This window comes from Klebsiella sp. JB_Kp004 (genome assembly GCF_040065795.1).
GTDB classification, from domain to species: Bacteria; Pseudomonadota; Gammaproteobacteria; order Enterobacterales; family Enterobacteriaceae; genus Klebsiella; species Klebsiella quasipneumoniae.
In genome coordinates this window covers 43,682-68,380 of sequence record NZ_JBEAKW010000033.1, presented here as the reverse complement: position 1 = coordinate 68,380, position 24,699 = coordinate 43,682, and the positions used below count along the sequence as shown (strand labels likewise).

General features: G+C 59.6%; 21 protein-coding genes and 1 tRNA gene. 11 read left to right on the top strand and 11 right to left on the bottom strand.

What is annotated here, in order from left to right:
* Positions 1 to 46: 46 nt before the first annotated feature.
* Positions 47 to 868 carry a TIM barrel protein gene (locus ABLX76_RS14650; protein WP_048296518.1) on the bottom strand — a complete coding sequence of 274 codons (822 nt, stop codon included), beginning with the start codon at positions 866 to 868 and terminating at the stop codon, positions 47 to 49.
* 351 nt (positions 869 to 1,219) lie between these two features.
* Between ABLX76_RS14650 and ABLX76_RS14645 the strand changes: the two genes are divergently transcribed.
* Together ABLX76_RS14645 and iolB are read left to right on the top strand one after the other, a co-directional pair.
* Complete coding sequence (locus tag ABLX76_RS14645; RefSeq protein WP_023291776.1) at positions 1,220 to 2,725, top strand: CoA-acylating methylmalonate-semialdehyde dehydrogenase; 1,506 nt, start codon at positions 1,220 to 1,222, stop codon at positions 2,723 to 2,725.
* 18 nt (positions 2,726 to 2,743) lie between these two features.
* The gene (gene iolB, locus ABLX76_RS14640) at positions 2,744 to 3,553 is read left to right on the top strand and encodes a 5-deoxy-glucuronate isomerase (protein ID WP_023291777.1); all 810 of its coding nucleotides are present in this window, start codon (positions 2,744 to 2,746) and stop codon (positions 3,551 to 3,553) included.
* A 977-nt stretch (positions 3,554 to 4,530) separates the two neighbouring features.
* On the opposite strand, the gene ABLX76_RS14635 is transcribed toward iolB, so the two are convergent.
* The gene (locus ABLX76_RS14635) at positions 4,531 to 5,388 is read right to left on the bottom strand and encodes a MurR/RpiR family transcriptional regulator (RefSeq protein ID WP_004206536.1); all 858 of its coding nucleotides are present in this window, start codon (positions 5,386 to 5,388) and stop codon (positions 4,531 to 4,533) included.
* 151 nt (positions 5,389 to 5,539) lie between these two features.
* The gene (iolC, locus tag ABLX76_RS14630; protein ID WP_023291778.1) at positions 5,540 to 7,453 is read right to left on the bottom strand and encodes a 5-dehydro-2-deoxygluconokinase; all 1,914 of its coding nucleotides are present in this window, start codon (positions 7,451 to 7,453) and stop codon (positions 5,540 to 5,542) included.
* 505 nt (positions 7,454 to 7,958) lie between these two features.
* Here iolC and iolD point away from each other — a divergent pair.
* The 4 genes from iolD to iolE are packed head-to-tail and all read left to right on the top strand — an operon-like array spanning position 7,959 to position 12,808.
* Positions 7,959 to 9,899, top strand: coding sequence for a 3D-(3,5/4)-trihydroxycyclohexane-1,2-dione acylhydrolase (decyclizing) (iolD, locus tag ABLX76_RS14625; RefSeq protein ID WP_087848680.1), 1,941 nt, complete (start codon positions 7,959 to 7,961; stop codon positions 9,897 to 9,899).
* A gap of 46 nt (positions 9,900 to 9,945) precedes the next feature.
* Complete coding sequence (locus ABLX76_RS14620; protein ID WP_032454672.1) at positions 9,946 to 10,959, top strand: Gfo/Idh/MocA family oxidoreductase; 1,014 nt, start codon at positions 9,946 to 9,948, stop codon at positions 10,957 to 10,959.
* A gap of 41 nt (positions 10,960 to 11,000) precedes the next feature.
* The gene (locus ABLX76_RS14615; RefSeq protein ID WP_004152193.1) at positions 11,001 to 11,885 is read left to right on the top strand and encodes a sugar phosphate isomerase/epimerase; all 885 of its coding nucleotides are present in this window, start codon (positions 11,001 to 11,003) and stop codon (positions 11,883 to 11,885) included.
* 23 nt (positions 11,886 to 11,908) lie between these two features.
* On the top strand, positions 11,909 to 12,808 hold the full coding sequence (gene iolE / locus ABLX76_RS14610) for a myo-inosose-2 dehydratase (RefSeq protein WP_002886970.1): 900 nt from the start codon (positions 11,909 to 11,911) through the stop codon (positions 12,806 to 12,808).
* A gap of 165 nt (positions 12,809 to 12,973) precedes the next feature.
* Here the strand turns inward: iolE and ABLX76_RS14605 are convergent, their stop codons facing one another.
* The 8 genes from ABLX76_RS14605 to ABLX76_RS14570 form a co-directional block, all read right to left on the bottom strand.
* Positions 12,974 to 14,284, bottom strand: coding sequence for an ABC transporter substrate-binding protein (locus ABLX76_RS14605; protein WP_348874741.1), 1,311 nt, complete (start codon positions 14,282 to 14,284; stop codon positions 12,974 to 12,976).
* Positions 14,277 to 15,350, bottom strand: coding sequence for an ABC transporter ATP-binding protein (locus ABLX76_RS14600; RefSeq protein ID WP_255989757.1), 1,074 nt, complete (start codon positions 15,348 to 15,350; stop codon positions 14,277 to 14,279). The genes ABLX76_RS14605 and ABLX76_RS14600 overlap by 8 nt, the downstream gene beginning before the upstream one ends.
* 5 nt (positions 15,351 to 15,355) lie before the next feature.
* On the bottom strand, positions 15,356 to 16,180 hold the full coding sequence (locus ABLX76_RS14595; RefSeq protein WP_023291782.1) for a phosphodiesterase: 825 nt from the start codon (positions 16,178 to 16,180) through the stop codon (positions 15,356 to 15,358).
* Between the two features lie 10 nt (positions 16,181 to 16,190).
* Positions 16,191 to 17,078, bottom strand: a complete 888-nt coding sequence (locus tag ABLX76_RS14590) for a carbohydrate ABC transporter permease (protein WP_218810421.1) — start codon at positions 17,076 to 17,078, stop codon at positions 16,191 to 16,193.
* Positions 17,068 to 17,952: a sugar ABC transporter permease gene (locus ABLX76_RS14585; RefSeq protein WP_004146807.1), complete on the bottom strand. Its 885-nt coding sequence runs from the start codon at positions 17,950 to 17,952 to the stop codon at positions 17,068 to 17,070. The genes ABLX76_RS14590 and ABLX76_RS14585 overlap by 11 nt, the downstream gene beginning before the upstream one ends.
* Before the next feature lie 130 nt (positions 17,953 to 18,082).
* On the bottom strand, positions 18,083 to 19,102 hold the full coding sequence (locus ABLX76_RS14580) for an NAD(P)-dependent alcohol dehydrogenase (RefSeq protein ID WP_032454679.1): 1,020 nt from the start codon (positions 19,100 to 19,102) through the stop codon (positions 18,083 to 18,085).
* 111 nt (positions 19,103 to 19,213) lie between these two features.
* The gene (locus ABLX76_RS14575) at positions 19,214 to 20,683 is read right to left on the bottom strand and encodes a SulP family inorganic anion transporter (RefSeq protein ID WP_348874739.1); all 1,470 of its coding nucleotides are present in this window, start codon (positions 20,681 to 20,683) and stop codon (positions 19,214 to 19,216) included.
* Positions 20,680 to 21,354: a carbonic anhydrase gene (locus ABLX76_RS14570; protein ID WP_094916980.1), complete on the bottom strand. Its 675-nt coding sequence runs from the start codon at positions 21,352 to 21,354 to the stop codon at positions 20,680 to 20,682. The genes ABLX76_RS14575 and ABLX76_RS14570 overlap by 4 nt, the downstream gene beginning before the upstream one ends.
* Before the next feature lie 612 nt (positions 21,355 to 21,966).
* On the opposite strand from ABLX76_RS14570, the gene ABLX76_RS14565 reads away from it, so the two are divergent.
* The 5 genes from ABLX76_RS14565 (at position 21,967) to ABLX76_RS14545 (ending at position 24,666) form a co-directional block, all read left to right on the top strand.
* Positions 21,967 to 22,048 (top strand) — tRNA-Leu (locus tag ABLX76_RS14565).
* A 694-nt stretch (positions 22,049 to 22,742) separates the two neighbouring features.
* A complete protein-coding gene (locus tag ABLX76_RS14560; RefSeq protein ID WP_019704398.1) occupies positions 22,743 to 22,895 on the top strand; it encodes a hypothetical protein in 153 nt (50 codons plus the stop codon).
* A 199-nt stretch (positions 22,896 to 23,094) separates the two neighbouring features.
* Positions 23,095 to 23,562, top strand: coding sequence for a hypothetical protein (locus tag ABLX76_RS14555; RefSeq protein ID WP_126065799.1), 468 nt, complete (start codon positions 23,095 to 23,097; stop codon positions 23,560 to 23,562).
* A gap of 27 nt (positions 23,563 to 23,589) precedes the next feature.
* A complete protein-coding gene (locus ABLX76_RS14550; RefSeq protein ID WP_026005899.1) occupies positions 23,590 to 24,066 on the top strand; it encodes a DUF1643 domain-containing protein in 477 nt (158 codons plus the stop codon).
* A gap of 27 nt (positions 24,067 to 24,093) precedes the next feature.
* Complete coding sequence (locus ABLX76_RS14545) at positions 24,094 to 24,666, top strand: hypothetical protein (RefSeq protein ID WP_110219690.1); 573 nt, start codon at positions 24,094 to 24,096, stop codon at positions 24,664 to 24,666.
* The last annotated feature ends 33 nt before the right edge of the window (positions 24,667 to 24,699 follow it).

Below are 24,699 nucleotides of genomic sequence, written 5' to 3'. Positions count from 1 at the left end.
GCGTTGGGGAAATCGTCACGCGCCGCGCACGCTGTCGCGAGAGGCCTCAGGCGCAGTGGCGTTGGATAAGCGCAATGCTCTGCTCAATTTCGCGCTCGATATCCGCTTCGCTCCACTGCGCCAGCTCGGGAGCGAAGGGTTCAAAAGCGTATACCCCCTGATAGCCGCGGGCTTCCAGCGCTTTAACCTGCTCGCAGGTGCCGAGGCGATCCTGCGGCGTCAGCATGATGCGCTCGGCATCGGTGAGCTGCTCGCGCGGACGGGTATCGTCCACCCCGGAGAGGTGCACCAGACCGATGTCCGCCACCTCCACCTGGCTGAACTCGTCCGCCGCCTGCGGGTAGAGATGGTGATGGAAGGTGTCGATCAGCAGCTTAAACGGCACGCGGGCGTCATGGATCAGCGTCTGCGCCTGGTGCGCCGATCGCAGCGAGCTTTGCGGAAAGCCCAGCGGCTCCACCAGGCCGTGGATGCCGTAGAAGGCGAACAGCGGCGCCAGGTCGCGCAGGGCGCCTAAGGTGTCGCTGGCCGGCACCTCGTTGCCGTCGTTGAGCGGGCAGAGCACCAGCGATTTGGCGCCGATGGCCTGGGCCTCTTTCAGCAGCGACTCGGTCAGCTGCCGCACCTCTTCGCTACGGCGGTTAAAGGGATAGACCGCGTTAATCGTCAGGATCTCGATGTGGTAACGCGCCGCCAGCTCGCGCACCTGCTGATGGCTCAGATCGTCGGTCACTTTCCCGCTGGGTAAATCGTTGCGCAGCTCGACTTTATTCAGGCCCAGACGGTTCACCAGACGGAAAAACGCTTCAATGCTGAGCGCTGGCGCGATTTTGCGGTTAATACAAAAACGTTGCATTGCGATGGCCATAGGACACTCCTGACGGAAGAGGGTTGGGTTCGTTCAATTGGCTAACAGTCAAAACGTTTATTCCAAAATAAGCAAGAATGAAAATGATGATTGTTTGAGCTGCCTCGCAAAATATTCCCTGCTTTCGCGGCGGGAGCGACCGGGACTGGGAGCCAGGTATCGCGAGGCGGCGCGGCTCGATGGGGAAAGCGCGTAAGCGATGCGTGATCGCAAAATGCGACTGTTATCACCAAAATGGAATTTCATTTCACAACAATGTTGAAATATAAATTTCATTTTACTACGGTTATAGCACAGCAGAATCAGCGACGGGCCGGCGTGCGCTGGCCCTCTTCACTATGAGGCGAGAACATGACGATCACAGGAAACTTTATTGGCGGGAAAACCGTTATCAGCAGCAGCAACGAAACGATGCCGGTGTACGATCCGGCGACGGGCAAAGCGGTGCGCGAAGTCACGGTATCGACCGCGCAGGAAGTCTCTGAGGCGATTCAGGTTGCTCGCGATGCGTTTGACAGCTGGTCTCGCACCACGCCGCTGCGCCGCGCCCGCGTGCTGTTCAACTTTAAAATGTTGCTGGAACAGCACGTGGAAGAGCTGGCGGGGATCATCGTCAGCGAGCACGGCAAAGTGTGGTCGGATGCGCTGGGCGAGCTGACCCGTGGTATGGAAGTGGTCGAATTCGCCTGCGGGATCCCGCACCTGATTAAAGGCGAATACTCCTCTGACGTCGGCACCGGCGTCGACAGCTACTCGTTGATGCAGCCGCTGGGCGTGGTGGCCGGGATCACCCCGTTCAACTTCCCGGCGATGGTGCCGATGTGGATGTTCCCGCTGGCGCTGGCCTGCGGCAACAGCTTCGTCCTCAAGCCGCCGGCGCTGGCGCCGACGGCCGCCGTGCGTCTGGCAGAGCTGCTGAAAGAGGCCGGTCTGCCGGACGGCGTGTTTAACGTTGTGCACTGCAGCAATGAAGATGCCGAGCAGCTGTACACTGACCCGCGCATTGCGGCGGTGAGCTTCGTCGGCTCCTCCGGCGTGGCGGAGTATATCTATAAGACCGCCAGCGCCCACGGCAAGCGCGTGCAGGCCTTCGGCGCCGCCAAGAACCACGCGATAGTGATGCCGGATGCCGATCTCGACGCCACCGTTAACGCCATTATGGGCGGCGCCTTCGGTTCCGCAGGCGAGCGCTGCATGGCGCTGCCGGTGGTGGTGGCGGTGGGAGATGAAACCGCCGACAAACTGATCGCTCGCCTGAAGCCGCTGGTGGAAGCGCTGAAAGTGGGCCCGGGCTGCATGCGCGGCCAGGAAGAGAACGAGATGGGGCCGGTGGTGTCTGATACTCACCAGAAAAAAGTGCTCGGCTATATTGATAAAGGCGAAAGCGAAGGGGCAAAACTGGTGGTCGATGGCCGCAAACTGCGCGTGCCGGGCTACGACGCGGGCTATTATATCGGCGGCACCCTGTTCGATCACGTCACCCCGGAGATGACCATCTGGCGCGAAGAGATCTTTGGCCCGGTGCTGGGGATTGTGCGCGCGGCGGACTATGACAGCGCCCTCGAACTGGTCAACAGCCACGAGTTTGGCAACGGCAGCGCCGTCTTCACCAGCAACGGCCACACCGCGCGTGAATTCGTCCACGACGTGCAGGCGGGGATGGTCGGGGTGAACGTGCCGGTCCCGGTGCCGATGGCGTTCCACAGCTTCGGCGGCTGGAAGCGCTCAGTGTTTGGCGCGCTGAACGTCCACGGGCCGGACGGCGTGCGCTTCTACACGCGCATGAAGACCGCCACCGTACGCTGGCCGGCAGGGCAGCAGACCGTATCTGAATTCAGCATGCCGACGTTAGGTTAATCGGCGAAGGAGAGCGCCATGTCGTTACTGGCTAAATCGCGAAAAGAGGGACAGATCCAGCACATTACGCCGCAAAGCGCCGGTTGGCGCTATATCGGCTTCGATGTCTGGATGTTGAAAAAAGGGCAGACTGTGACGCTGGAGAGCGGCGATCGCGAGCTGTGCCTGGTGCTGGTCGCTGGCCTGGCGTCGGTGAAAACGCAGCAGGCCGATTTCCCGAATCTCGGTAAACGGATGTCGCCGTTTGAACGTACCCCGCCGTGGTCGGTATACGTGCCGCCGCAGGATCGGGTCGAGGTGACCGCCGATTCCGATCTGGAGCTGGCGGTGTGCAGCGCGCCGGGCAAAGGCAGCTTCCCGGCACGCCTGATTCGGCCGGAAGACGTCGGCGTGGAGCACCGCGGGAAAGGGCGCAACCAGCGCCGGGTGCATAATATTCTGCCGGACAGCGCCGAGGCGGATTGCCTGCTGGTGGTCGAGGTCTACACCGACGAAGGGGCCACCAGCTCGTGGCCGTCGCATAAGCACGATACCGCCCAGCCGGGCAAAGAGACGCAGCTGGAAGAGACCTACTATCACCGCTTTGATCCGCCGCAGGGCTTTGCCTTCCAGCGGGTCTACACCGACGACCGCAGCCTGGACGCCTGCATGGCGCCCTATAACCACGATGTGGTGATGGTGCCGCGCGGTTACCATCCGGTGGCGGCGATTGCCGGTTACGACAGCTACTATCTGAACGTCATGGCCGGGCCGGATCGGAAATGGCTGTTCACCTGGGAAGAGGACCACGCCTGGATCAACACCCCGGAATATCCGCGCCACGACTAACGTGACGCGCAGACGCCGATAAAAAAGGCCGGTTAGCGATGCTAACCGGCCTTCTTGTCTATGGGCTGCGGGTGTTTTTTAGCGAAAGGGTCCGCGGAATCCCACTCCCAGGCCCGGCAAGCGCAGCGTCGCCGGGCAGTCAGGCACCGTACCCGTGGCTGTGCCGGATGGCGCTACGCTTATCCGGCCTACGGGGTCCTCTCACAGACTCATACCTCGTAGGCCCGGTAAGCGCAGCGCCGCCGGGCAGGACACCGCAAACACCGTCGCCGTTTTTATGCAGGATGGCGCCACACTTATCCGGCCTACGGGTTCCTCTCACTGGCTCATACCTCGTAGGCCCGGCAAGCGCAGCGCCGCCGGGCAAGATATCAGGCTCGATACCCGTCATGTTGCCGGGTGGCGGCTGCGCCTGACCCGGCCTGGAGGGGTCGTGCGACCTGTCCTTGATTTACCCACTTGTGCGACTGAAACTGCCGGTGCTGACGGCCTCAAAATCGCTGAGACGTTCCCGGAAGGCCGGGGCAGCCCGCATGGATGCGGGCTGAGGGCCGTGTTTTGCACGGACGCTGCCTCGGCCCAACCCGAAGCCTGCAGGGATAAGTCGAAGGTACCGCGTAGCGGCGATTTTGCTGGCCGGAGCCCGGGGGTACAGGGGGCGGCGGCGACTGGCCGCCCCCTGTGCGCTCCCTGCGCCATGCCAGGCATAACGCAGACGATTAACCGGGAGCGCAAATTTCACTGAAGTTACACGTGATAAACGCTTTGTCTGGCCGGGAAAGTTGCAAACCGAAAACAGTGTCTACGGCGACCCGCAGGCGCATATATCACACGCCCGGCAAGCGCAGCGCCGCCGGGCAGGACACCTCTGGCGCCACACCCGTCTTGTGCCGGATGGCGCTACGCTTATCCGGCCTACGGCATCCCCCCGCAGGCTTATCCCGCGCCGCCGCGCAATCGACGCCAGGCGGCCTATCTCACGCCTTCTGCTTGGCCTCGGACTCCTGACTGCTGTTCAGCGCCAGCGAAACCGCCAGCGTCTGGGCCAGGCACAGGGAAGCAACCTGCGAACGGAAGCCATCCACCTGCGCTTCCCGCACCACAAAGCAGACATCGCTGAAGGCCGCCAGCGGGCTGACCTGGCTGTCGGTAATGGCGATCTGCCGCGCTTTGCGCTGCGCGCCCAGCTCCACCAGCTCGACCACTTCCCGGGCGTACGGCGAGAAGCTCACCGCCACCACCACGTCTTTCGGGCCGACCAGACTCAACTGTTCGGTGAACATGCCGCCGAGGCCGTCGATCAGAAAGGCTTTGCGATCGAGGTGGCGCAGCGCATAGGTCAGATAGGAGGCGACGCTGAACGACCGGCGCAGGCCAATGACGTAGATATTTTCCGCCTCGCCCAACAGGGCCACCGCGCGCTCCAGCTCATCGCTGGAGGTCTGCATCGCCAGCTGCTGCAGCGCCTGGTTGTTCACCATTGTGAACATATTGAGGATTTCCGTCGGCGTTTCCGGCGGGCTGGACTCATCGCTGGTGGTCTGGCGGAACAGACGGGCGCGCTCGGTATAGTTGGCGGTCTCTTCCATCAAATGCTGCTTGAACATCTGTTTCATTTCGTTAAAGCCGCTGAAGCCGAAGGCGTTGGCAAAACGAATCAACGTGGAAGGGGGAACGTCCGCCTGTTGCGCAATGGAGGCCACGGTATCGAAAGCCACGCTATTGCTGTTATCAAGGATATAGCGGGCGACCTGTTTCAGACGTTTGCTTAACGTATCGTAGCGACGCCTGATTTCATCCTGCAGGATGGTCAGCTGTGTTGGGTTATTGGCCATAGAGTGCGCTCTGAGAAAATGGAAGGAATATGGCTTCCAGTGTACCAAATGAAGCGAATTTTTCATTTATTGCGACGAAATACGCGATTCATTTCACGAAGAAACAGAAAAACGCCCGCTCCGCAAGGTGACGGAGACGGGCGTTGGGGGATCAGCGGCGGGCTTCGCGCCAGTAGCCAATGAGCGTCAGGTAGTTGCGTTTCACTTCCTCTATCAGCGCCTCATCGCTGAGCTCGCCCTGCATCCAGCGCCGCGACGGCTGGCCAAAGATGGTGCGCCCGACGGCGAAACCTTTGATCATCGGGTGTGCGGCCGCTTCGGCGAAACCGGCGCGCAGTTTGTCGGAAGGCGCGTCGAGGCCGAGGATCAGGATCCCGCGGCTCCACGGATCTTCGCGCTCGATAAGGGCGGTGATCTGCTGCCAGCTGGCGCTGGAGAGCGGCGGCAGCTTCCACCAGTCCGGCTTGATCCCCAGCTGATAGAAGTGCTCCAGCATGGTGTGGTAATGGCGCTCGTCTTTGTCCGGGCCATTTTCCGGGAGGATCACCTCCAGCAGCAGCTCGTGGCCTGATTTGTTACAGGCCTGCCACACCTCGAGCAGCAGAGCGTCCTGCTCTTCTCGCAGCGCCGCCGGGTCGTCCGGGTGATAGAAGACCAGACATTTGACGACATGCTCCAGCGGCCAGTCGATCAGCTGCGAGCCGATGTTGCCATGCTCCAGACGCAGCGGGCGCGAGCTGGGCAGTTCGATAGGGCGACCGATCCACCAGCCCTTGCCGGTAATGGCGTTCAGCGCACGCTGGCCGTAGGTGCCGTCGGCCAGAATACCGCTGCGCTGGTCAAGACCCGCCTCCTGCGCCGCCGCTTCGGCCGCGGCCAACAACAGCAGCTTGAGCTGCGGAATGCAGGCTTCATCGCGCCCGGTCTCCCGCGCCAGGTCGGCCAGCTGTTTGCGATGGTCGAAGGCGAAAATGCACAGCTCCGGCCACTGCTGGCGGCGGCTGGTCACCCGGTGCAGATGGTTGAGGCGCTCGTCGACGTCCGGGCGCGGCACCGATTCGGCGCGCTGCAGGTAGTCATCGAGTTCGACTTTGGTCGGCATCGCCGGCGCGCAGCCGTGGCGGGAGACCACCAGCGCCCCGCAGGCGTTGGCGTAACGGCAAGCCTGCTCCCAGCCCTCGTCGTTAAGCCAGCCGCGCAGCAGGCCCGACATAAAGGCATCCCCGGCGCCCAGCACGTTGAGCACTTCCACGCGCACGCCCTGCTGCAGCGGCACCTGGTCCCAGCTGTCCGGGATGTCGCCTTCCAGCACCACGCAGCCCATCGGTCCGCGCTTGCAGACGAGGGTGGCTTTGGTGGCATGGCGCACATTTTTCAACGCGGTCAGGGTATCGGTGCTGCCCCCGGCAATATGAAACTCTTCTTCGGTTCCCACCACCAAATCGAACAGATGCAGCACTTCCTGCAGCTGGCTGGTGACCGGCCCGGACTCAATGAAACGGGTTTCGCCATCGCCGAGCGAGGTGAGCCCCCACAGCACCGGACGGTAATCGATATCCAGCGCGGTACGCAGGCCGTGACGGCGAGCGTACTCCAGCGCTTTCAGCACCGCGGCGCGGGTGTTGGCGTGCGACAGGTGGGTGCCGGTCACCGCCAGCGCCCGGGAGGAGGCAATATACTCCTCGCTGATGTCGTCAGGCGTTAAGGCCATATCGGCGCAGTTATCGCGGTAGAAAATCAGAGGGAAGGTCTCCTGATCCTTGATCCCCAGCATCACCAGCGCGGTCAGGCGGGATTTGTCGGTAATCAGATACTCGGTATCCACCCCGGCGCGGTTGAGCGTTTCACGCAGGAAACGGCCGTTGTGTTCATCGCCAACGCGCGCCAGCATGGCCGATTTCAGCCCCTGAATCGCGGTGCCAAAGGCCACGTTGCCGGAGGAGCCGCCCAGATATTTCGAGAAACTGGCAACGTCTTCTAGCCGCGAACCGATCTGCTGGGCATAGAGGTCGACGGCCACCCGACCTATACAGATGACGTCGAGCCGCTTTACTGCTGCATTCATAGCTAGGATTTCCTTTTTGGTGTCTGCTGCCTGGAAGGGTCGGGATCCCGACGTCGACTCCGTGAACAGCCTGAGGGTTATTGGTTACCCTTAGTTTGAGAAATAAATATTTCATTTGCAAACTCGTTCGAAATTAAAAAACCAAAAGTGTGAGGGATCTACCACTCTGCCGCACTGAGCCTCGCGTTAGCGCGGATCGCCCCCTCTGTCGACCCTGAGGAAAATGAAACGCCAAACGACAGCCATTTACCTATGATTTTTAAGGGGATATTGCCGTCTGGCGCGGCCAAAAAGCGCCCGAAAACGTGTCAGGAATGTAAGTGAAACGTATGAAATGGGTAGAGAGTTTGATCCTTCTCGCAAAATGAAATATTTCTTCTGTATTTGTATTTAATGAAAAAAATGTTTGCCTATAATCCACAGGTATTCCAGTGACGTGAACGACGGCCCCGGCGGCATCGGCGCGACGCCACACACAAATACTGAACAATAAGGATTGTGCAACATGGGCAAACTGAGACTGACAACGGCGCAGGCGCTGGTGAAGTTCCTCGATAACCAGTACCTGGAAGTGGATGGCGAAGAGCTGAAGTTCGTGAAAGGCATTTTTGCGATTTTCGGCCATGGCAACGTCCTGGGGCTGGGGCAGGCGCTGGAGCAGGATAGCGGCGACATGCGCGTCTATCAGGGGCGCAACGAGCAGGGGATGGCCCATGCGGCCACCGGTTTTGCCCGCCAGGCCCTGCGCCGGCAGATTATCGCCTGCACCTCCTCCATCGGCCCGGGGGCGGCCAACATGATCACCGCCGCCGGCACCGCCAGCGCCAACCGCATTCCGCTGCTGCTGCTGCCGGGCGATGTCTTCGCCACCCGCCAGCCGGACCCGGTGCTCCAGCAAATTGAGCAGAGCTACGATCTCAGCATCAGCACCAATGACGCCTTCCGCGCGGTCAGCAAATACTGGGACCGCATTACCCGCCCGGAACAGCTGATGAGCGCCTGCATCAACGCCATGCGCGTCCTGACCGACCCGGCGGAAACCGGCGCAGTGACGCTGTGCCTGCCGCAGGATGTGCAGGGCGAAGCCTGGGACTACCCGGAATCCTTCTTTGCGCGTCGCGTACACCGTCTCGATCGCCGTCCGGCCAGCGCCGCGCAGCTGGCGGACGCCGTGGCGGCCATCAAAGCCAGCCGTAAACCGCTGATCGTCTGCGGCGGCGGGGTGAAATACTCCGGCGCGGGCGAAGCGCTGTCCCGTTTCGCCGAGCGCTACGGAGTGCCTTTTGCCGAAACCCAGGCCGGAAAGGGGACGGTGGTCTCTTCTCACCCCCTGAACGTCGGCGGCGTCGGCGAGACGGGCTGTCTGGCGGCGAACCTGCTGGCGAAAGAGGCCGACCTGGTGATCGGCGTCGGCACCCGTTTCAGCGATTTTACCACCGCCTCGAAATGGATTTTCCAGCACCCGGAGGTGCGTTTCCTGAATATTAACGTCAGCAACTTCGACGCCTGGAAGCTGGACGGCATTGCCATGCTGGCGGACGCCCGGGAAGCGATGACCGCCCTCGACGCGGCGCTGGTGGACAGCGGCTGGCAGGCCGGCTGGGGTGCGCAGATCGAGAGCGTGCAGAGCCGTCAGTTAAAAGAGACCCAGCGCGTGTACCAGGCGGTGTGGCAGGAGAAATCCTTTGTGCCGGAGATCGACGATCATCTCGATCGCGAATCAGTATATCGCGAGTTCCGCCAGATCACCGACTCCACCCTGACCCAGAGCAGCGTCCTCGGGGTGCTGAATGAAACGCTGCCGGCCGAGGCGGTGATCGTCGCGGCGGCGGGCAGCCTGCCCGGCGATCTGCAGCGCGTCTGGCGTAACCGCGCGGAAAACACCTATCACGTGGAGTACGGCTACTCCTGCATGGGATACGAAGTCAACGCGGCGCTGGGGGTGAAGCTGGCGCAGCCGCAGAGCGAAGTCTACTCCCTGGTCGGCGATGGCTCGTTCATGATGCTCCACTCTGAGCTGGTCACCTCCCTGCAGGAGCGGGCGAAGATCAACGTCGTACTGTTCGACAACATGGCCAACGGCTGCATCAACAACCTGCAGATGGAGCACGGGATGGACAGCTTCGGCACCGAGTTCCGCTACCGCCAGCCGGAAACCGGCCAGCTGCAGGGCGGTCTGGTGCCGGTGGACTTCGCCACCATCGCCGCCGGCTACGGCTGCAAAACCTGGCGCGTCACCACCCTGGACGAACTGCGCCACGCACTGGACGCCGCCCGTCGCGAAACGGTCAGCACCCTGATTGATATTAAAGTGCTGCCGAAGACCATGGTGCACAAATACGGCAGCTGGTGGAACGTCGGGGTCGCCCAGACGGCGCTCTCAGAGCGGATCCGCAAAGTTGCGCAAATGATTAATGAAAAGCGCGCCCAGGCGCGTGATTACTAAAACGAACATCCACCCTGAATCCTACAGACTTACGGAGAAAACCATTATGTCGCTCAAATTAGGTGTCATCGGCGCTGGCGCTATCGGTAAAGAACACATCCGTCGCTGCACCCAGGTTCTGCAGGGCGCCACCGTTGTGGCGGTGTCTGATATCAATGCCGACAACGCCCGCGCGGCGGTTGCGCTGCCGGGCGTGCAGGCGGAAGTCTACGCCGACGGCCACGACGTGATTAACGCCAGCGATGTCGATGCCATCCTGGTCACCTCCTGGGACCCGACCCACGAAGAGTACACCCTGGCCGCCATCGCCGCCGGTAAGCCGGTGTTCTGCGAAAAACCGCTGGCGATGTCTGCGGAAGGCTGCCGCCGTATCGTCGATGCTGAAATGAAGGCCGGTCGTCGCCTGGTGCAGGTTGGCTTTATGCGCCCATACGACGAAGGCTATCTGGCGCTGAAAAAAGTGATCGACGATGGCGATATCGGCGCGCCGCTGATGCTGCGCTGCGCCCACCGCAACCAGGCGGTTGGCGAGAACTACACCACCGATATGGCGATCACCAACACCCTGATCCACGAGCTGGACGTGCTGCGCTGGCTGCTGAACGATGACTACCGTTCCGTGCAGGTGCGCTTCCCGCGCTCCACCTCGCACACCCATGCGCGCCTGAAAGATCCGCAGATCGTCTCCTTTGAAACCAAAAAAGGCACCCTGATCGACGTCGAGGTGTTCGTGAACTGCCAGTACGGGTATGACATCCAGTGCGAAGTGGTCGGCGAGACCGGGATTGCCCGTCTGCCGGAGCCGTCTGCCGTCCAGATGCGCAAGTCCGCCAGCCTGTCGACCGCCATTCTGACCGACTGGAAAGACCGCTTTATCAAAGCCTACGACGTCGAGCTGCAGGCCTTTATCAACGACGTCAAAGCCGGTCAGCTGCACGGCCCGTCGGCCTGGGACGGCTATGCGGCGTCGGTAGCGGCGGACGCCTGCATTAAAGCGCAGGGAACCAGCGAGCCGGTTGAGGTGACGCTGCCTGAGTGCCCGGCATTCTACAAACGTTAAGCACGCTTTGCCGACGGAACTTCTTTGCACAGGTAACGACGATGAAAATTGCCTTTGATGTGGATGTGATTAAGGACCTCGGGATCACCCGCATGGTCCATCAGGTAGCGGAGTGGGGCTACAAGTACATTGAACAGTCGCCGCACCCGCAGATAAACCCGTTCTACAAGCACCCGCGCGCCAGCCGGGAGATCATGGCCGAGTACAAGCAGGCGCTGCGCGATACCGGCCTTGAGCTGTCGTCGTTTATCTGCGTCTACCGCTGGTCCGGCCCGGACGAACTGCGCCGCCAGGCGGCGGTGAAAAACTGGAAACGGCTGGTGGAAATTGCGGTGGAGATGGGCGTTCAGGTGATCAACACCGAGTTCTCCGGCGATCCGAATCAGCCTGAGATCTGCGATGAAATGTTCTATCGCTCGATGGAAGAGCTGTTGCCGATTTTTGAGCGGGAAGGCATCCGCGTGGAGATCCAGGCGCATCCCTGGGATTTCTGCGAAGAGAACAATGAAACCGTCGATATCGTGAAGTCGTTCCGCAGCGATAACGTGAAGTACGTCTACAGCGTGCCGCACACCTTTTTCTACGACAAAGGCGTCGGCGACGTGGCGAGCATGCTGCGCTATGCCGGGAGCGATCTCTCCCATGTCCTGATTGCGGATACCCGCAACCATACGAAACATTGCCGCTATATCGTTAACCCGCCGGGCGTGGATGCCGTGGTGCACCAGCACGTAGGCGTCGGAGAAGGGGATGTGGATTTCGACGCGCTGTTCCGCACCCTGCGCGAAATGAAATTCGCCGAGCAGACCTTCAAGGTCGGCGGGGAGCCGATTGTCGCCACCTCGCTGTTTGGCTACCCGGAAAAAATGAAATACCAGGCAGTGGAAACCCGTGAACTTATTGAACGTGAATTGCTGCGCCGGTAAGGCGCAGCGGCAGGAGCCCTACTATGAACAAAGATAACGTCAAACTGGCTATCGCCCCGATCGGCTGGACTAACGATGATATGCCGGAGCTCGGCAGCGAAAACACTTTCCAGCAGATCGTCAGCGAAATGGCGCTGGCCGGCTTTACCGGCAGCGAAGTCGGCAGCAAATATCCGCGCGATCCGGCGGTTCTCAAGCCGATGCTGGACATCCGCGGCATTCAGATCTGCAACGCCTGGTTCAGCACCTTTTTCGCTAACGGCCAGCGGGAAAAAACCATTGATGAATTCGTCAATCACATGAACTTCCTCCATGCGATGGGCGCGAAGGTCATTGGCTGCTCCGAGCAGAGCGGCAGCATCCAGGGGCTGGATAAACCGATCCTCGGCGATGCGAAGCCGTGCTTCAGCGACGAAGAGTGGCAGCGGGTGGCGGAAGGCTACAACACCCTTGGTCGCCTGGCGGCGGAGAAGGGGATGCAGGTCTGTCTGCACCACCACATGGGCACCGGCATCCAGACCACTGCGGAAATCGACAAGTTTATGTCGCTGGTGGACGAGCGCGTCTTCCTGCTGTTCGACACCGGCCACGCCTGGTACTCCGAAGGCGGCGAAGCGCCGATGCTGGCGATCCTCAAAAAGTATCTGCCGCGCATCAACCACGTCCACCTGAAGGACGTCCGTCCGCCGGTGATCGACCAGGTGCGCCGCGACGGCCTGTCGTTCCTCGACGGCGTGAAAAAAGGCACCTTCACCGTCCCGGGCGACGGGGTGATCGATTTCCGTCCGGTGTTCAAGCTGCTGGACGACTTTGGCTATAAAGGCTGGATGGTGGTGGAAGCCGAGCAGGATCCTGCCCTGGCCAATCCTTTCGAATACGCCGTCAAAGCGCGCAAATATATCCGCGAAACGGCAGGGATCTAATCGTTGTGACATTTTCCGGCCATACCGGGTATGGCCTGCTTTTTTCCTTTCTCAATCCCTGTTCCCGCTTGCAAACCGCCTGACTGGATCTTAACCCCGGCGCCGGACTGTCCCCTTTCTCTCAGGGAGAGGGCCGGGGTGAGGGTGGCGATGACGGGTAAAGCGTCACTTCACTTCCGCCAGCGCGGTTTTATCCACATAAGGTTTCATCAGCGCGTCGGCTTCCTTCTGCGCCGCCTGAACCGCCGCTTCCGGCGTCACTTTGGCATCGTTAACCACCGCCGCCAGCTGGTTCTCCATCGCCTTACGCACCGCCACGGTCTCCCAGTTGGAGTACCACGGATGGGCGTACTTCAGCTGCTCAAGCGCGATCGCCGCCCGCGGATCCTGCTGCAGATAGGCCTTCATCTCCGGCGTATCGTATGACGCCTTGCGCGGCGAGAAGTAGCCGGTAAAGCGGCTCCACGCGCCGTTCACGTCGGGGCTCACCAGATAGGTCAGGAACTGATACGCCGCTTTCTTCTGCGCCTCGTTGATGCCTTTAAAGCTCACCAGGCTGGCGCCGCCGATCGGCACCGCGCGCTGCTCTTTGGCCGGCAGCATCGCCACCCCAAGCTCAAAGTCTTTGCTGTTCTCGCGCATAAAGCCCAGCGCGCCGGTGCTGAGCATCGCCATCCCGAGCTTGCCGGAGAAGAACGCAGCGCTGATCTGCTTCGAGTTCAGCACTCCGGACGGCATCACCTTGTCCTTGTAGATCAGATCCTGCCAGAAGCGCAGGGCGCCGATGGCGGTCGGCGAGTTGTAATAAACTTCGCCCGGATAGTCTTCGTTAAAGTATTTCCCGCCGTTGGCGCGCACCAGCGCCGAGAAGATCCAGCCGCCGTAGTCGTCGTTGGTCGACGGCAGCATGATCCCCCACTGGCCGTTGCTCTCGTCGGTCAGCTTTTTGGCATCGGCCAGCAGCTCGGCCCAGGTCTGCGGCGGCTGTTTGATCCCGGCCCGATCGAACATCGTCTTGTTGTAGTAGAGGATCGGCGTCGAGTTATGGAACGGGATCGCATAAGTGGTGCCCATCACCTGGGCGTTCTTATGCATCGCGGGCCAGAATTCCTTTTGCAGAAAATCGCCGGCCTGTTGATCGCCATATTTAAACAGCTCATCCATCGGCAGGATCTCATCCTTCAGCGCCAGATCGGTGGTGAAGTTGGCGGACATAATCACCAGCGCCGGCGGCTGGCCGGCCTTCTGCGCCGATTCGGCTTTGATCTTGGTGGTGTCGTAGTTGCCGGTGAAGATGCCGCGCACTTCCACATCCTGCTGCGAGTCGTTGAATTGCTTAATGACGCGGGTCATCTCCATGGTCAGCTTGCCGTCAACCGGCGCCGGGAACATGAAGTCTATTTTCTCTTTTGCCAGCGCCACGCCGCTCAGGGCAAGACTGAGGCCAACCGCGACTACCGTAAGAGGTTTAAACATGATCTGTCTCCATCAGTAAATTATGCTGGGTCTCAGCATGAAAAAGATGCACATCGGCAGGCGAAAAGCCGATCGGTAGCGACTCGCCTTTCTCCGGCACCGTGCCGCGGTGGCGGCGGCTAAAGCGCAGGGTGCCGATCGGGGTGCTGACGTGGAGCAGGTAGTCGGCCCCCATCAGTTCTCGTTGCAGAACGGTGGCCGGCAGGCGCAGATGGCCCTCCTCCACGCGGTCGGTAATATGTTCCGGGCGAATGCCCAGCCAGACGCGGGTCTGATCCCGGTGGCGCGGCGGCAGCGGATGGCGCTGTTCTCCCAACAGTACTTCACCGTTGGCGCAGGGCAGCGACAGCAGGTTCATCGCCGGCGAACCGATAAATCCGGCGACGAACAGGTTGGCCGGGTTGGCGTACAGATACTCCGGGCGCCCGACCTGCTGCACGTGGCCGCCGTTCATCACCACGATGCGGTCGGCCATCGACATCGCCTCGGTCTGGTCGTGGGTCACATAGATGGTGCTGGTTTTCAGCTGCTGATGGAGCGCCATAATGCTGTCGCGCACTTCGCTGCGCAGACGGGCGTCGAGGTTGGAGAGCGGCTCGTCCATCAGGAACAGCCGCGGATTACGCACAATCGCCCGGGCCATCGCCACCCGCTGGCGCTGGCCGCCGGAGAGCTTCGCCGGTTTGCGGTCGAGCAGCGCCTCCAGCTGCAGCATCTGCGCTACGTTGTCCACCCGCGGCTGCCAGCTGCTTTTCTCTTCCTTGCGCACCTTCATGCCGAAGGTGATGTTGTCGCGCACCGACAGATGCGGAAACAGGGCATAGTTCTGGAAGATCATCGCGAAGTTGCGCTCGCGCGGCGTGGTGGCGGTGATGTTCTCATCATGCAGCCAGATTTGGCCTTCGCTGACCGGCTCCAGGCCGGCGAGCAGGCGCAGCAGGGTGCTTTTCCCGCAGCCCGACGGGCCGACCAGCACCACGAATTCGCCTTCGTGAATATCCAGCGACAGGGCGCTGAGCGCCGGCTTGCCGTCGAAACGTTTACTGATGTTTTGCAGACTGAGCATGGCGGTTAGCGCTCTTCCGTTGGGCAACTGATGTTTTCGTCGTACAGCCACGGCCCGGCGTAGTGGGCCAGCGAGTGCTGGTAGCTCACCCACTGCTCGCCGACCTGGCGGTGCATCAGACACGAGGCCGGAGAGAGGTCGTAATAGGGCCGGGTGTCTTCGTGGCAGTACGGCACCTGATGGACGGTGCCGGGGATAGTGGAGATCAGCGCCTGGCGATACTGGGTCATGGTCAGGCTGTGATTATGGCCGCAGAAGATGCGCGTCAGCGACGGGAAACGCTCCACCAGCGCCAGCAGACGGTGGCCGTTTTCGCAGGCGATCGGGTCCATCTGCGCATTGCCCAGCGGCAGCGGCGGGTGGTGCATAAACACCGTTGCCGGTTTGTCGCCGCCCTCGAACAGCTGGGCTTCCAGCCAGCCGATGGTCTCGTCGGTCAGCCAGCCCTTCGAGGTGCCGGCGCGGCTGGAATCGATAAACAGCAGGCGGGTGGCGAAGTCATCCACCGCATAGCGCATATTTTGCGCATCGTTGCCCAGCTGCGGGCACAGCGGGTGGAGATGCTCCAGAAAATGGGCTTTGTCGTCGTGGTTGCCGGGGATCAGATACAGCGGATAGTTCAGGCTGCCGAGGATCTGGCGGGCCACCTGATACTCCGCCGGGCGGCCGCAGTTGACGATATCCCCGCTCACCACCACCGCGTCCGGGCGCTCGCGCAGCGCGTTAAGCTGGGAGACCACGTCGGCGTTGGCGGCATTGACGTCGATAAAGCCGTACAGCTTTTCGCCGCGGCTGCGGAAATGGGTATCGGAAATGTGCGCTAACAGCATGAATCACTCCTTATTTGATCCCGGAGAAGCCGAAGCTCCGCAGGAACTGTTTCTGAAAAAGGATGAACGCCAGCATCAGCGGCAGACAGACCATCAGCGTGCCGGCGCCGATGGTGCCCCACTGGCCGCCGGATTCGGCGCCCATGGCGAAGGAGACCAGCCCGACGGTCAGCACCTGCTTATCGGGATCGTTGAGCATCATCAGCGGCCACAGGTACTCGTTCCAGTGGTAGGTAATGCTGACGGTGGCGAAGGCCAGCACCGACGGCCAGGACATCGGCAGCAGCACGCGGAACAGCACCTGCCACCAGCGGCAGCCCTCCATCAGCGCCGCCTCCTCCAGCTCTTTCGGAATGGCGAGGAACGCCTGACGCATCAGGAACACGCCGAACGCCGAGGTGAAGTAGGGCATCATCACCCCGGTGAGGGTGTTGAGCAGGCCGAAGGTTTTCAGGGTCAGCATGTTCGGCACCATCATCACTACCGGCATGATCATCAGCTGCACCAGGAACAGAAGAAACAGCGTCTGCTTGCCGCGAAACTCGTGGCAGGCGAAGACGTACCCGGCGGTGGTGATGGTCAACAGCTGCACGCAGAAGGTGCCGAAGGTGAAGATAATGGTGTTGGCGTACAGGCTCAGCCAGTCGGCGCTGTTCCAGGCGTCGCGGAAGTTATCGAGGGTCAGCGGCAGGCGCGGCAGCAGCGAGGCCATATCTTCCCCGAAGGTGGTGGCGCTGAACGAGGTGGCCAGCATCCAGATAAACGGGCTGACCCACAGCAGCGCCAGGCAGCACATTAATACCGTCAGGGTAAAGGGCGACGAGCGGCGCAGGCGCAGCCACAGCGGACGGGCGGCGGCGGGCGTGCGGACCAGCAGCGGCGAGATGTCAGCGCTCATAGTGGGCTCCTTTCTCCAGCAGTTTCAGGTTAATCAGCGAGAAGGCGAACAGCCCGGCCAGGGTCAGGAAGGTGGCGGCGGAGGCTTTACCGAGGTCATGGGTATCCCAGGCGAGATTCTGGATGTAATAGAGCAGCACGGTGGTGGCGTTGTCCGGCCCGCCGCGGGTCATCACCGCCACGTGGTCGATCTGGGTGATGGAGTAGATCAGCGCGGTGGTGATCACAAAGCTCAGGGTCGGGCGCAGCAGCGGTAGCGTGACCTTAAAAAAGACCTGCGTGCGGGTAGCCCCTTCCATCAGCGCCGCTTCCCGCGTCGAGGCCGGAATGCTCTGCAGCCCGGCGAGGAAAAACAGCATGTAGTAGCCGGCGAACTTCCACACGCCGATCAGCGCCAGGGCCAGCAGCGCGCTGTTGCTGCGTCCCAGCCAGTTGTTGTTCATCGGCCCGAACAGCTTCGCCAGATAGTGGTCGAGCAGGCCGAGGCCGGGCATAAAGATAAACAGCCACAGCGCGGCGGCGCTGACCATCGGGATAATCATCGGGAAGAAAAAGGCGGTGCGCAGCCAGCGGTTGACGCGATGGTTCTCGCTCAGGGCGACTGCCAGCAGCAGGGCGAGGGTCACCCCGGGCACCACCGTCAGCAGGATATAGAGCAGGTTATTGCCCAGCGACTGCCAGAAGACGTTATCGGCAAACAGGCGGGCGAAATTATCCAGCCCGACGTACTGCGCGCCGTCGCTGGCCATGCGGGTATCAAACAGGCTGTCATACACCGAACGCCCCAGCGGGAACCAGGTAAACAGCAGTAAAAACAGCAAGGAAGGCGACAGGATCAGCCAGGGAAGCCAGGTCTTTCTCATGGTGACGCGCATCTCGTTCAGCCATTTATCGAAGCCCGGATTGTGGGAAGCAATGACTACAGAGGCATGGCGGGGAGATGACGGTTTGATGAAGCGACGGGAAAAACGCCGGGCGAGCGGGCCGCCCGGCGGGAGAGAACCATCAGAAGTCGGCTTTCAGCACCGCGCGGTAGCGGGCTTTGCCTTCGCGAACGTGTTTCAGCGCTTCGTTAATCTGCGACATCGGGAACAGCTCGGTGGTCGGGGCCACCTTGCTGCGGCCGGCGAACTTCATCAGCGTGCGCAGTTCGGACGGGTTACCGGTCGCCGAGCCGGAGATGCTGCGGTCGCCGCCGATAAGGGTAAAGGCCGGCACCGGGAACGGCTTCATTACCGCGCCGACGGTGTGGAAGTTGCCGCCGTACGCCAGGGCTTCAAAGTACGGCTGCCAGTCGAGGTCGACGGCGACGGTGTTGATAATCAGGTCGAACTGGCCGGCCAGCGCTTTTAAGGCTTCAGGATCGCGGCTGTTGACCACGCGATCGGCGCCCATCGCCCGCACTTCCTGCTCTTTGGCCGGGTTGGAGCTGAAGGCGGTTACTTCCGCGCCCATCGCCCGCAGCAGCTTAATGGCGATATGGCCGAGACCGCCGATGCCGATCACCCCGACGCGGCTGGTGGCGGTGACGTGGTGGGTCAGCAGCGGTTTAAAGACGGTGATGCCGCCGCACAGCATCGGGCCGGCGGACGCCAGATCGATGCTCTCCGGCAGGGGGATCACCCACTGCCAGTCGGCGCGCAGCTTATTGGCGAAGCCGCCGCGGTTGAGAATGGTCGGCACCGAGCCTTCCAGGCAGTTGATCTGGTTGCCGCTGATGCAGGCGTCGCAATGGCCGCAGCTGCGCGCCGTCCAGCCGATGCCGACCTTCTGGCCAATCTTCAGCCCTTTATCCTGCGCCGCGCTGCCCAGCGCCGCTACCCGGCCAATCACCTCGTGACCGGCCACCAGCGGGTAGCTCGACATCCCCCATTCGTTGTCGATCATCGACAGATCCGAATGGCAGATCCCGCAGTATTCCACCTCAACTTCGACATCTTCCGGCTGCAGCTCGCCGGCATCGTATTCCCACAGCGACAGATCGGCGCCCGCTTCTTTGGCGGCGTAGCTTTTAATGATGCTCATATTTGTTTCCTTGGGGTTGGCGTGATAACCCAGAAAGTGTAGAGCATGGTATTCCCCGGCGCTTGGCAATCGGAGGGGTAGCGAAGCGGGCGGACCAGCCGCCCGTTAAGGTCAGCGGCTGGCCAGCGGCCACTGATTAAGGCGGATGCCGCGCTGCGGGGCGTTCTCGGCAAAATCATCCAGCACCGCCTGCACGTCCGGGTCGAGATAGCCGACGCTGTCGTGCTCGACGATCACCACGCTCTTTTCCGGAATTTTCGCCAGCAGGGCCAGCAGATGCGGATTGTGCATAAAGGTCAGATTCTGCTGGATGCGCAGCACGTAGTGGTCATCGTAGCGCGCCAGCTGCAGCGAGTGGCGATGGCTGCGCCAGAGGCTGAACGCCATCTGGGTGGCAAGACCAATCCCGATCCCCGCCAGCATGCCGAAGGCAATAATCCCGCCGATGGTGGCGAGGAACGGGACGTACTGCGCCGCCCCCTGGCGGAACTGCTCGATGAACAGCCGCGGCGTCGCCAGCTTATAGCCGGTATAGAGCAGCACGGCGGCAAGGCTGGCGAGCGGGATTAAGGTCAGCAGACCGCTAAACCACAGGCCGCAGATCAACAGCAGCACACCGTGGATAAAGATCGACAGTTTGCTCTGCGCGCCGTTGCTGACGTTCACCGAGCTGCGGACGATCACCGCGGTGATCGGCATCGCCCCCAGCACGCCGGAGAGCAGGTTGCCGACGCCCTGGGCGACCATTTCGCGGTTCGGCGAAGGGGGCGGATTTTGCGGGCGCAGCTTTTTCAGCGCCTCCTGGCTGAGCAGGGTTTCGAGGCTGGCGACCAGCGCCAGGGTCACCGCCACCATCCACACCGACGGATTGCGCCATGCGCTCCACGCCGGAGACTCCAGCTCGCCCAGCAGGTCGCCGAGGCTGCCGAACGCTGGCAGGGTAATACGCGGCAGGGCGGCCAGCTGCTGCGGCGCAAAATGGGTCAGCAGCAGGGTGGTCATGCAGCCGAGCAGGACGGCGATCAGCGGCCCGGGGATCCAGCGCAGGCTCTTCACCCGGCGGATAAGCGGCGAGCCCCAGAGCCAGAGCACCAGCAGGCCGCCCGCGGCGACGGCAATCGCAGTGACGGAGAAAGCGGCATTGCCCTGAAGCACATCGGCAAGCCTGGTCTCTTCCGCCGTGCCGAGCGCGACGGGGATCTGCTGCATAATCAGCAGGATGCCGATCGCCGCCAGCATGCCTTTGATGACGCTGGCGGGAACCAGCGAGATAAAACGCCCGGCCCGCAGAATGCCGAACAGCAGCTGCAGCACGCCGGCCAGCACCAGCGCCATCAGGAAGACGGAGAAGGAACCCAGGGATTCGATGGCGGCGACGACGATGGTGACCAGTCCGGCGGCGGGGCCGCTGACGGCGAAGCGGGAGGGGCTGAGGGCGGTGACGACCAGGCCGCCGATGATGCCGGTCAGCAGGCCAACGAAGGGCGGTAAGCCGCTGGCCTGGGCGATGCCGAGGCACAGCGGCAGGGCGACAAGGAAGACGACGATGCCGGCGAGGGAGTCCTGACGAAGTGTGTTCATGGGGCGTGCTCCTGCGGTGAGAGGTGTTCGACGAGGGTGGTTAAATGGCCGGAAGCCAGATCGTAGACGCAGCCGTGCAGGCTGAGCGGCCGCCCGCTGGCGAGCACCGTCTGCACTGGCTCACTCTCCAGCAGACGGGCGAACTGGGCGCGAACGTTGGCTTCCACCAGGGCGTCCAGCGCATGGCGAGAGCGCTCCGCGTCGGTGCTGGCGCTGGCGCCGGAGGAGGCCGCAACACCACATCCATCGGCGATCTGCGCAATTTCGTGATGCAGGGTGTGGCGCAGCTGGCCGATGCGGCGAGCCAGCGCCGAGGATTCCTGCGCCAGCGGCAGGGTGGGCAGAGAGAGCGCCGCCTGCACGCCGCCGCAGCCGTAGTGGCCGCAGAGCACCACCCGCTCCACCTCAAGGTAGTGGAGGGCATACTGCAGGACGCTCATGACGTTGTCGTCGGCGGGATCGAGCATGTTGGCGATATTGCGGTGGACAAAGAGCTCGCCGGGCTGGCTGCCGGTGAGCACCTCGGCGGGAACGCGGCTGTCGGAGCAGCCGATCCACAGCGAGTGGGGCCGCTGCCCGTCGACCCATTTTTCGAAATAGTCCGGGTCATGCTGACACTTCTGCAGCGCCCAGCTGCGGTTGCGGGCCAGCAAAGGTTTTAACGTCGTCACAAGTATTCTCCTGAGTTAATTCATCGAGTGAATATGTCCATCAAGACTCGTACAGCGACTAGTAAAAATAGTGTTTACCGGAACCCTTCACGCCTGAGGAAAATCCTGGAATAAACGGCAAAAAGAAAACTTTTCATTAATGTAAAGTTATAAAAATATTGATGAAATTAATATTTGACTGCGGAGCGAGTGAATAACAAAAAGGCATTGGATAAAACTTTCTGGAATATATAGGAATGGCGTTGGGTGGGGTTAGGGGGAATATTGAGGGATTGGATATTGGGGATGGATGGGGAACGTTGGGTTGTGTTGGGTTGTGTTGAGTTGGGTTGAGTGATTCGGGTGAGAATGGTGTGAGAAAAAATAGAGATGACTTTGAGTGAAGTTTGGGGGGACAAGGGGAAAGGGGAGTGGCTGGCAGGTGGTGCTGGGGTTGCGGGGGTTGTGAGAGGAGGGTTGCTGATGGCAGTCGCGCTATGGAACGGCAGCAAAAGGTGACGCCGCGCAGGATAGCGCTGTTTTTTTCGACACTTAGCGCAATGACGACACGCTGTCGCTTGCATGGCCGCCGCCGACAGGTATAATCCAGAACGTTTCCGCATCCCCTTCAGTGCCGAAGTGGCGAAATCGGTAGACGCAGTTGATTCAAAATCAACCGTAGAAATACGTGCCGGTTCGAGTCCGGCCTTCGGCATTCAACACAAAGTTTTCATATAAAACAGAGGGTTAGAGTAAAAACTCTGCCTTTCTTGCCTGTGTTTTTTGCTTGAATAATGTCACCAACGATTGCCGCTGTGTTTGGTAGTGGCTTTTGGGATATTATCACGCAGCGGCAGGTAGTTTCCAGGCTCAACCCTGTACAAAACGTGAACGGTCAGCACTGACGGCTTAATTTTTTGTCGCTGGTCTATTCGTTGCGCTTTTCCTTTGAAGCCGGAAGACGCCGCCAGCGTCTCTAATCCTTTTCCCAAAACCCTTGTCAATGTGGCTCGCGCTTCGTGCGGCGCTCCATGATGCAACACGTCGAGATGACGTTGCAGCGAATAAACAGGCGTAATGTTGGGAAGACTAACCGGATCGGGAAAGAATCCGGCTCTGCCACGGTTTCAGCCACCGGATCACAACGGCTACCTGATAAGAGGCCATGACAAGGCATCATCATTCCCGCGAGGGGATCACATATGGCTCGTTCTTACCTGTGAAGGGAAAAGAGCTAACTGCGGATGTCGCTTCGCTCCGCCTCTCCTTATGTGCCCAACACGGCACGTAAAGGTCACTTATTGCCTTCGACACCATTTGGTAGGGTATTTTTGCATCTGGATTTGTCACTGCGATTTTCTGTAGCCTGCCTTTGTGGCCCCAGTGTGAGGGCAGATCTGGAGGTAATCATGGCGAAGAATGCAGCAGCAACCAAACGCAACAACCGTAAAATTCACGCTCGTAAGTTTCTGGCGACACCAGAGGGCAAAGCATGGCTCGAACAGAAGAAGGCAGAAGAGGCCGAGTTGAAAATGGTCGCTGATGCCAGGAAATTTATCTGATTATAGGTACTAACAATGAGGCCAATTCGGCCCTATGCTTGCCATCAAGACATCCGATGGGGCCGACAGGTGAATGCCTTTATCAAGATAGCTAACCTACCTACTTTAGCTGACTGAAATTTGCTCATGCTTGTTTACTTTTATTTCAGGATAACAGATTCTTACATTGTTCAAGATAATTCCTAATATGGTCACCATAATGATAAAAAAAGCAGCAGTTTTGTCTTTAGGCATGGTATTGGTCGGGTGTGCAGTGCAGAAGCAACAAATGCCTTTGGATGTCTATCAGAAACTTGCCATCCGCGAAGCTCTGGCTGATAAGTGTGTCTCGCTGGGTTTCATGGATTTCCAAACAGCAGCCTCTGCTAAAAATTTCGATGCTCGCGATTTGAATAGCTGGGCTTATGATCCAGCTCTTTACCAGACTTATTTTTCCAAAACCTCAGAGGCTATGCAGTCCACACCAGTGGATAAGTCAATATGTGATCGCTACAGTGTGAGCATTGCTCAGCGACAGCAGCAGGAACAAACGGCGTACCAGCAGCAGCAGTTAGCAGCGCAACAGCAACAAGCGTACAGTCAGACAATGCAAGCTATTCAGAATGCTGCGCCGAAAACGACATATTGCAACAAGATCGGCTGGCAGACCGTGTGCAACACGTATTAATCATCAACAGTTAACGGAGCCAATGAAATGATTCGAGATGCTATATTTTCACCCTGTGGGAGGTACCGCTATTCTTTGTCTCGTGTATGGGAACCGACCAAGCCTTATGTACTGTTCATCGGTTTAAATCCATCATACGCAGATGCTGAACAAGATGACCGGACTTTGACCCGCTGTATATCGTTTGCCAAAAGCTGGGGATATGGAGGTGTTTACATGGCAAATTTGTTCGCTTATGTACATACAGACCGTTTCGAAATGTTGAAGGCTGATGATCCCATCGGGACCGATAATGACAGATATCTTGTTGAACTCATTTCCAACGCCGGAGTAGTGATTGCCGCTTGGGGCAATGAAGGACGATATTTAGGTAGGTCTATAGCTGTTGGCAAGATGTTACCAGAAAATACTAAGTGCTTGGCCTTGAATGCCACGGGTGAGCCAAAACACCCATTATATGTGCATAGCAATACGGCCTTGATACAATTCCCCCTCAGCGCTTGACTGACTTTCATTTTAATATGGGTCTCTATGATTTTAGATAATGAAAAATTATTAAGGATAGAAAACGCATTAATGTGCCTGGAGATATTCTCACGGGATATTCATACGTTTTTCGCAATGGCAAACTATCTAAATATATTAGATAAAGATCCTTATATCTACTCACCGTTCAGAAATATATGCAATGCCTTGCTTGGTGATGCCACTGTGCGATGGTGCCAGGTTTTTGGTACGTATAGTGAAGATAACCATTGGAAGAAGATAATTAATGATCATGAAGCATTTATGTCTAAACTTTTAAACAATATTGGTATGGATACTCTATCTTATGAAGAATACAATAAAGAAATGAGAGAGTTTAGAAATAAAGCGATTGCACATTTCGAACCACAATACATGAATGCGGAAAACATTGTTCCGACATTTAGCATCGCAATGAAAACATCATCCTATCTTCATGGATATATGCGAAATTCATTGCCTGTGCAGATGAAAAATAATCACCCTGATGATTTGATGCGATTTGGTGAAATAACGGCTCAATGCGTGCTAAATAAATTTGGTGATGATTTTTTTTATCACCTTGATTATACAAAGTAACTTTTTAAATTCATGGGGGTAGTATTAAGATCA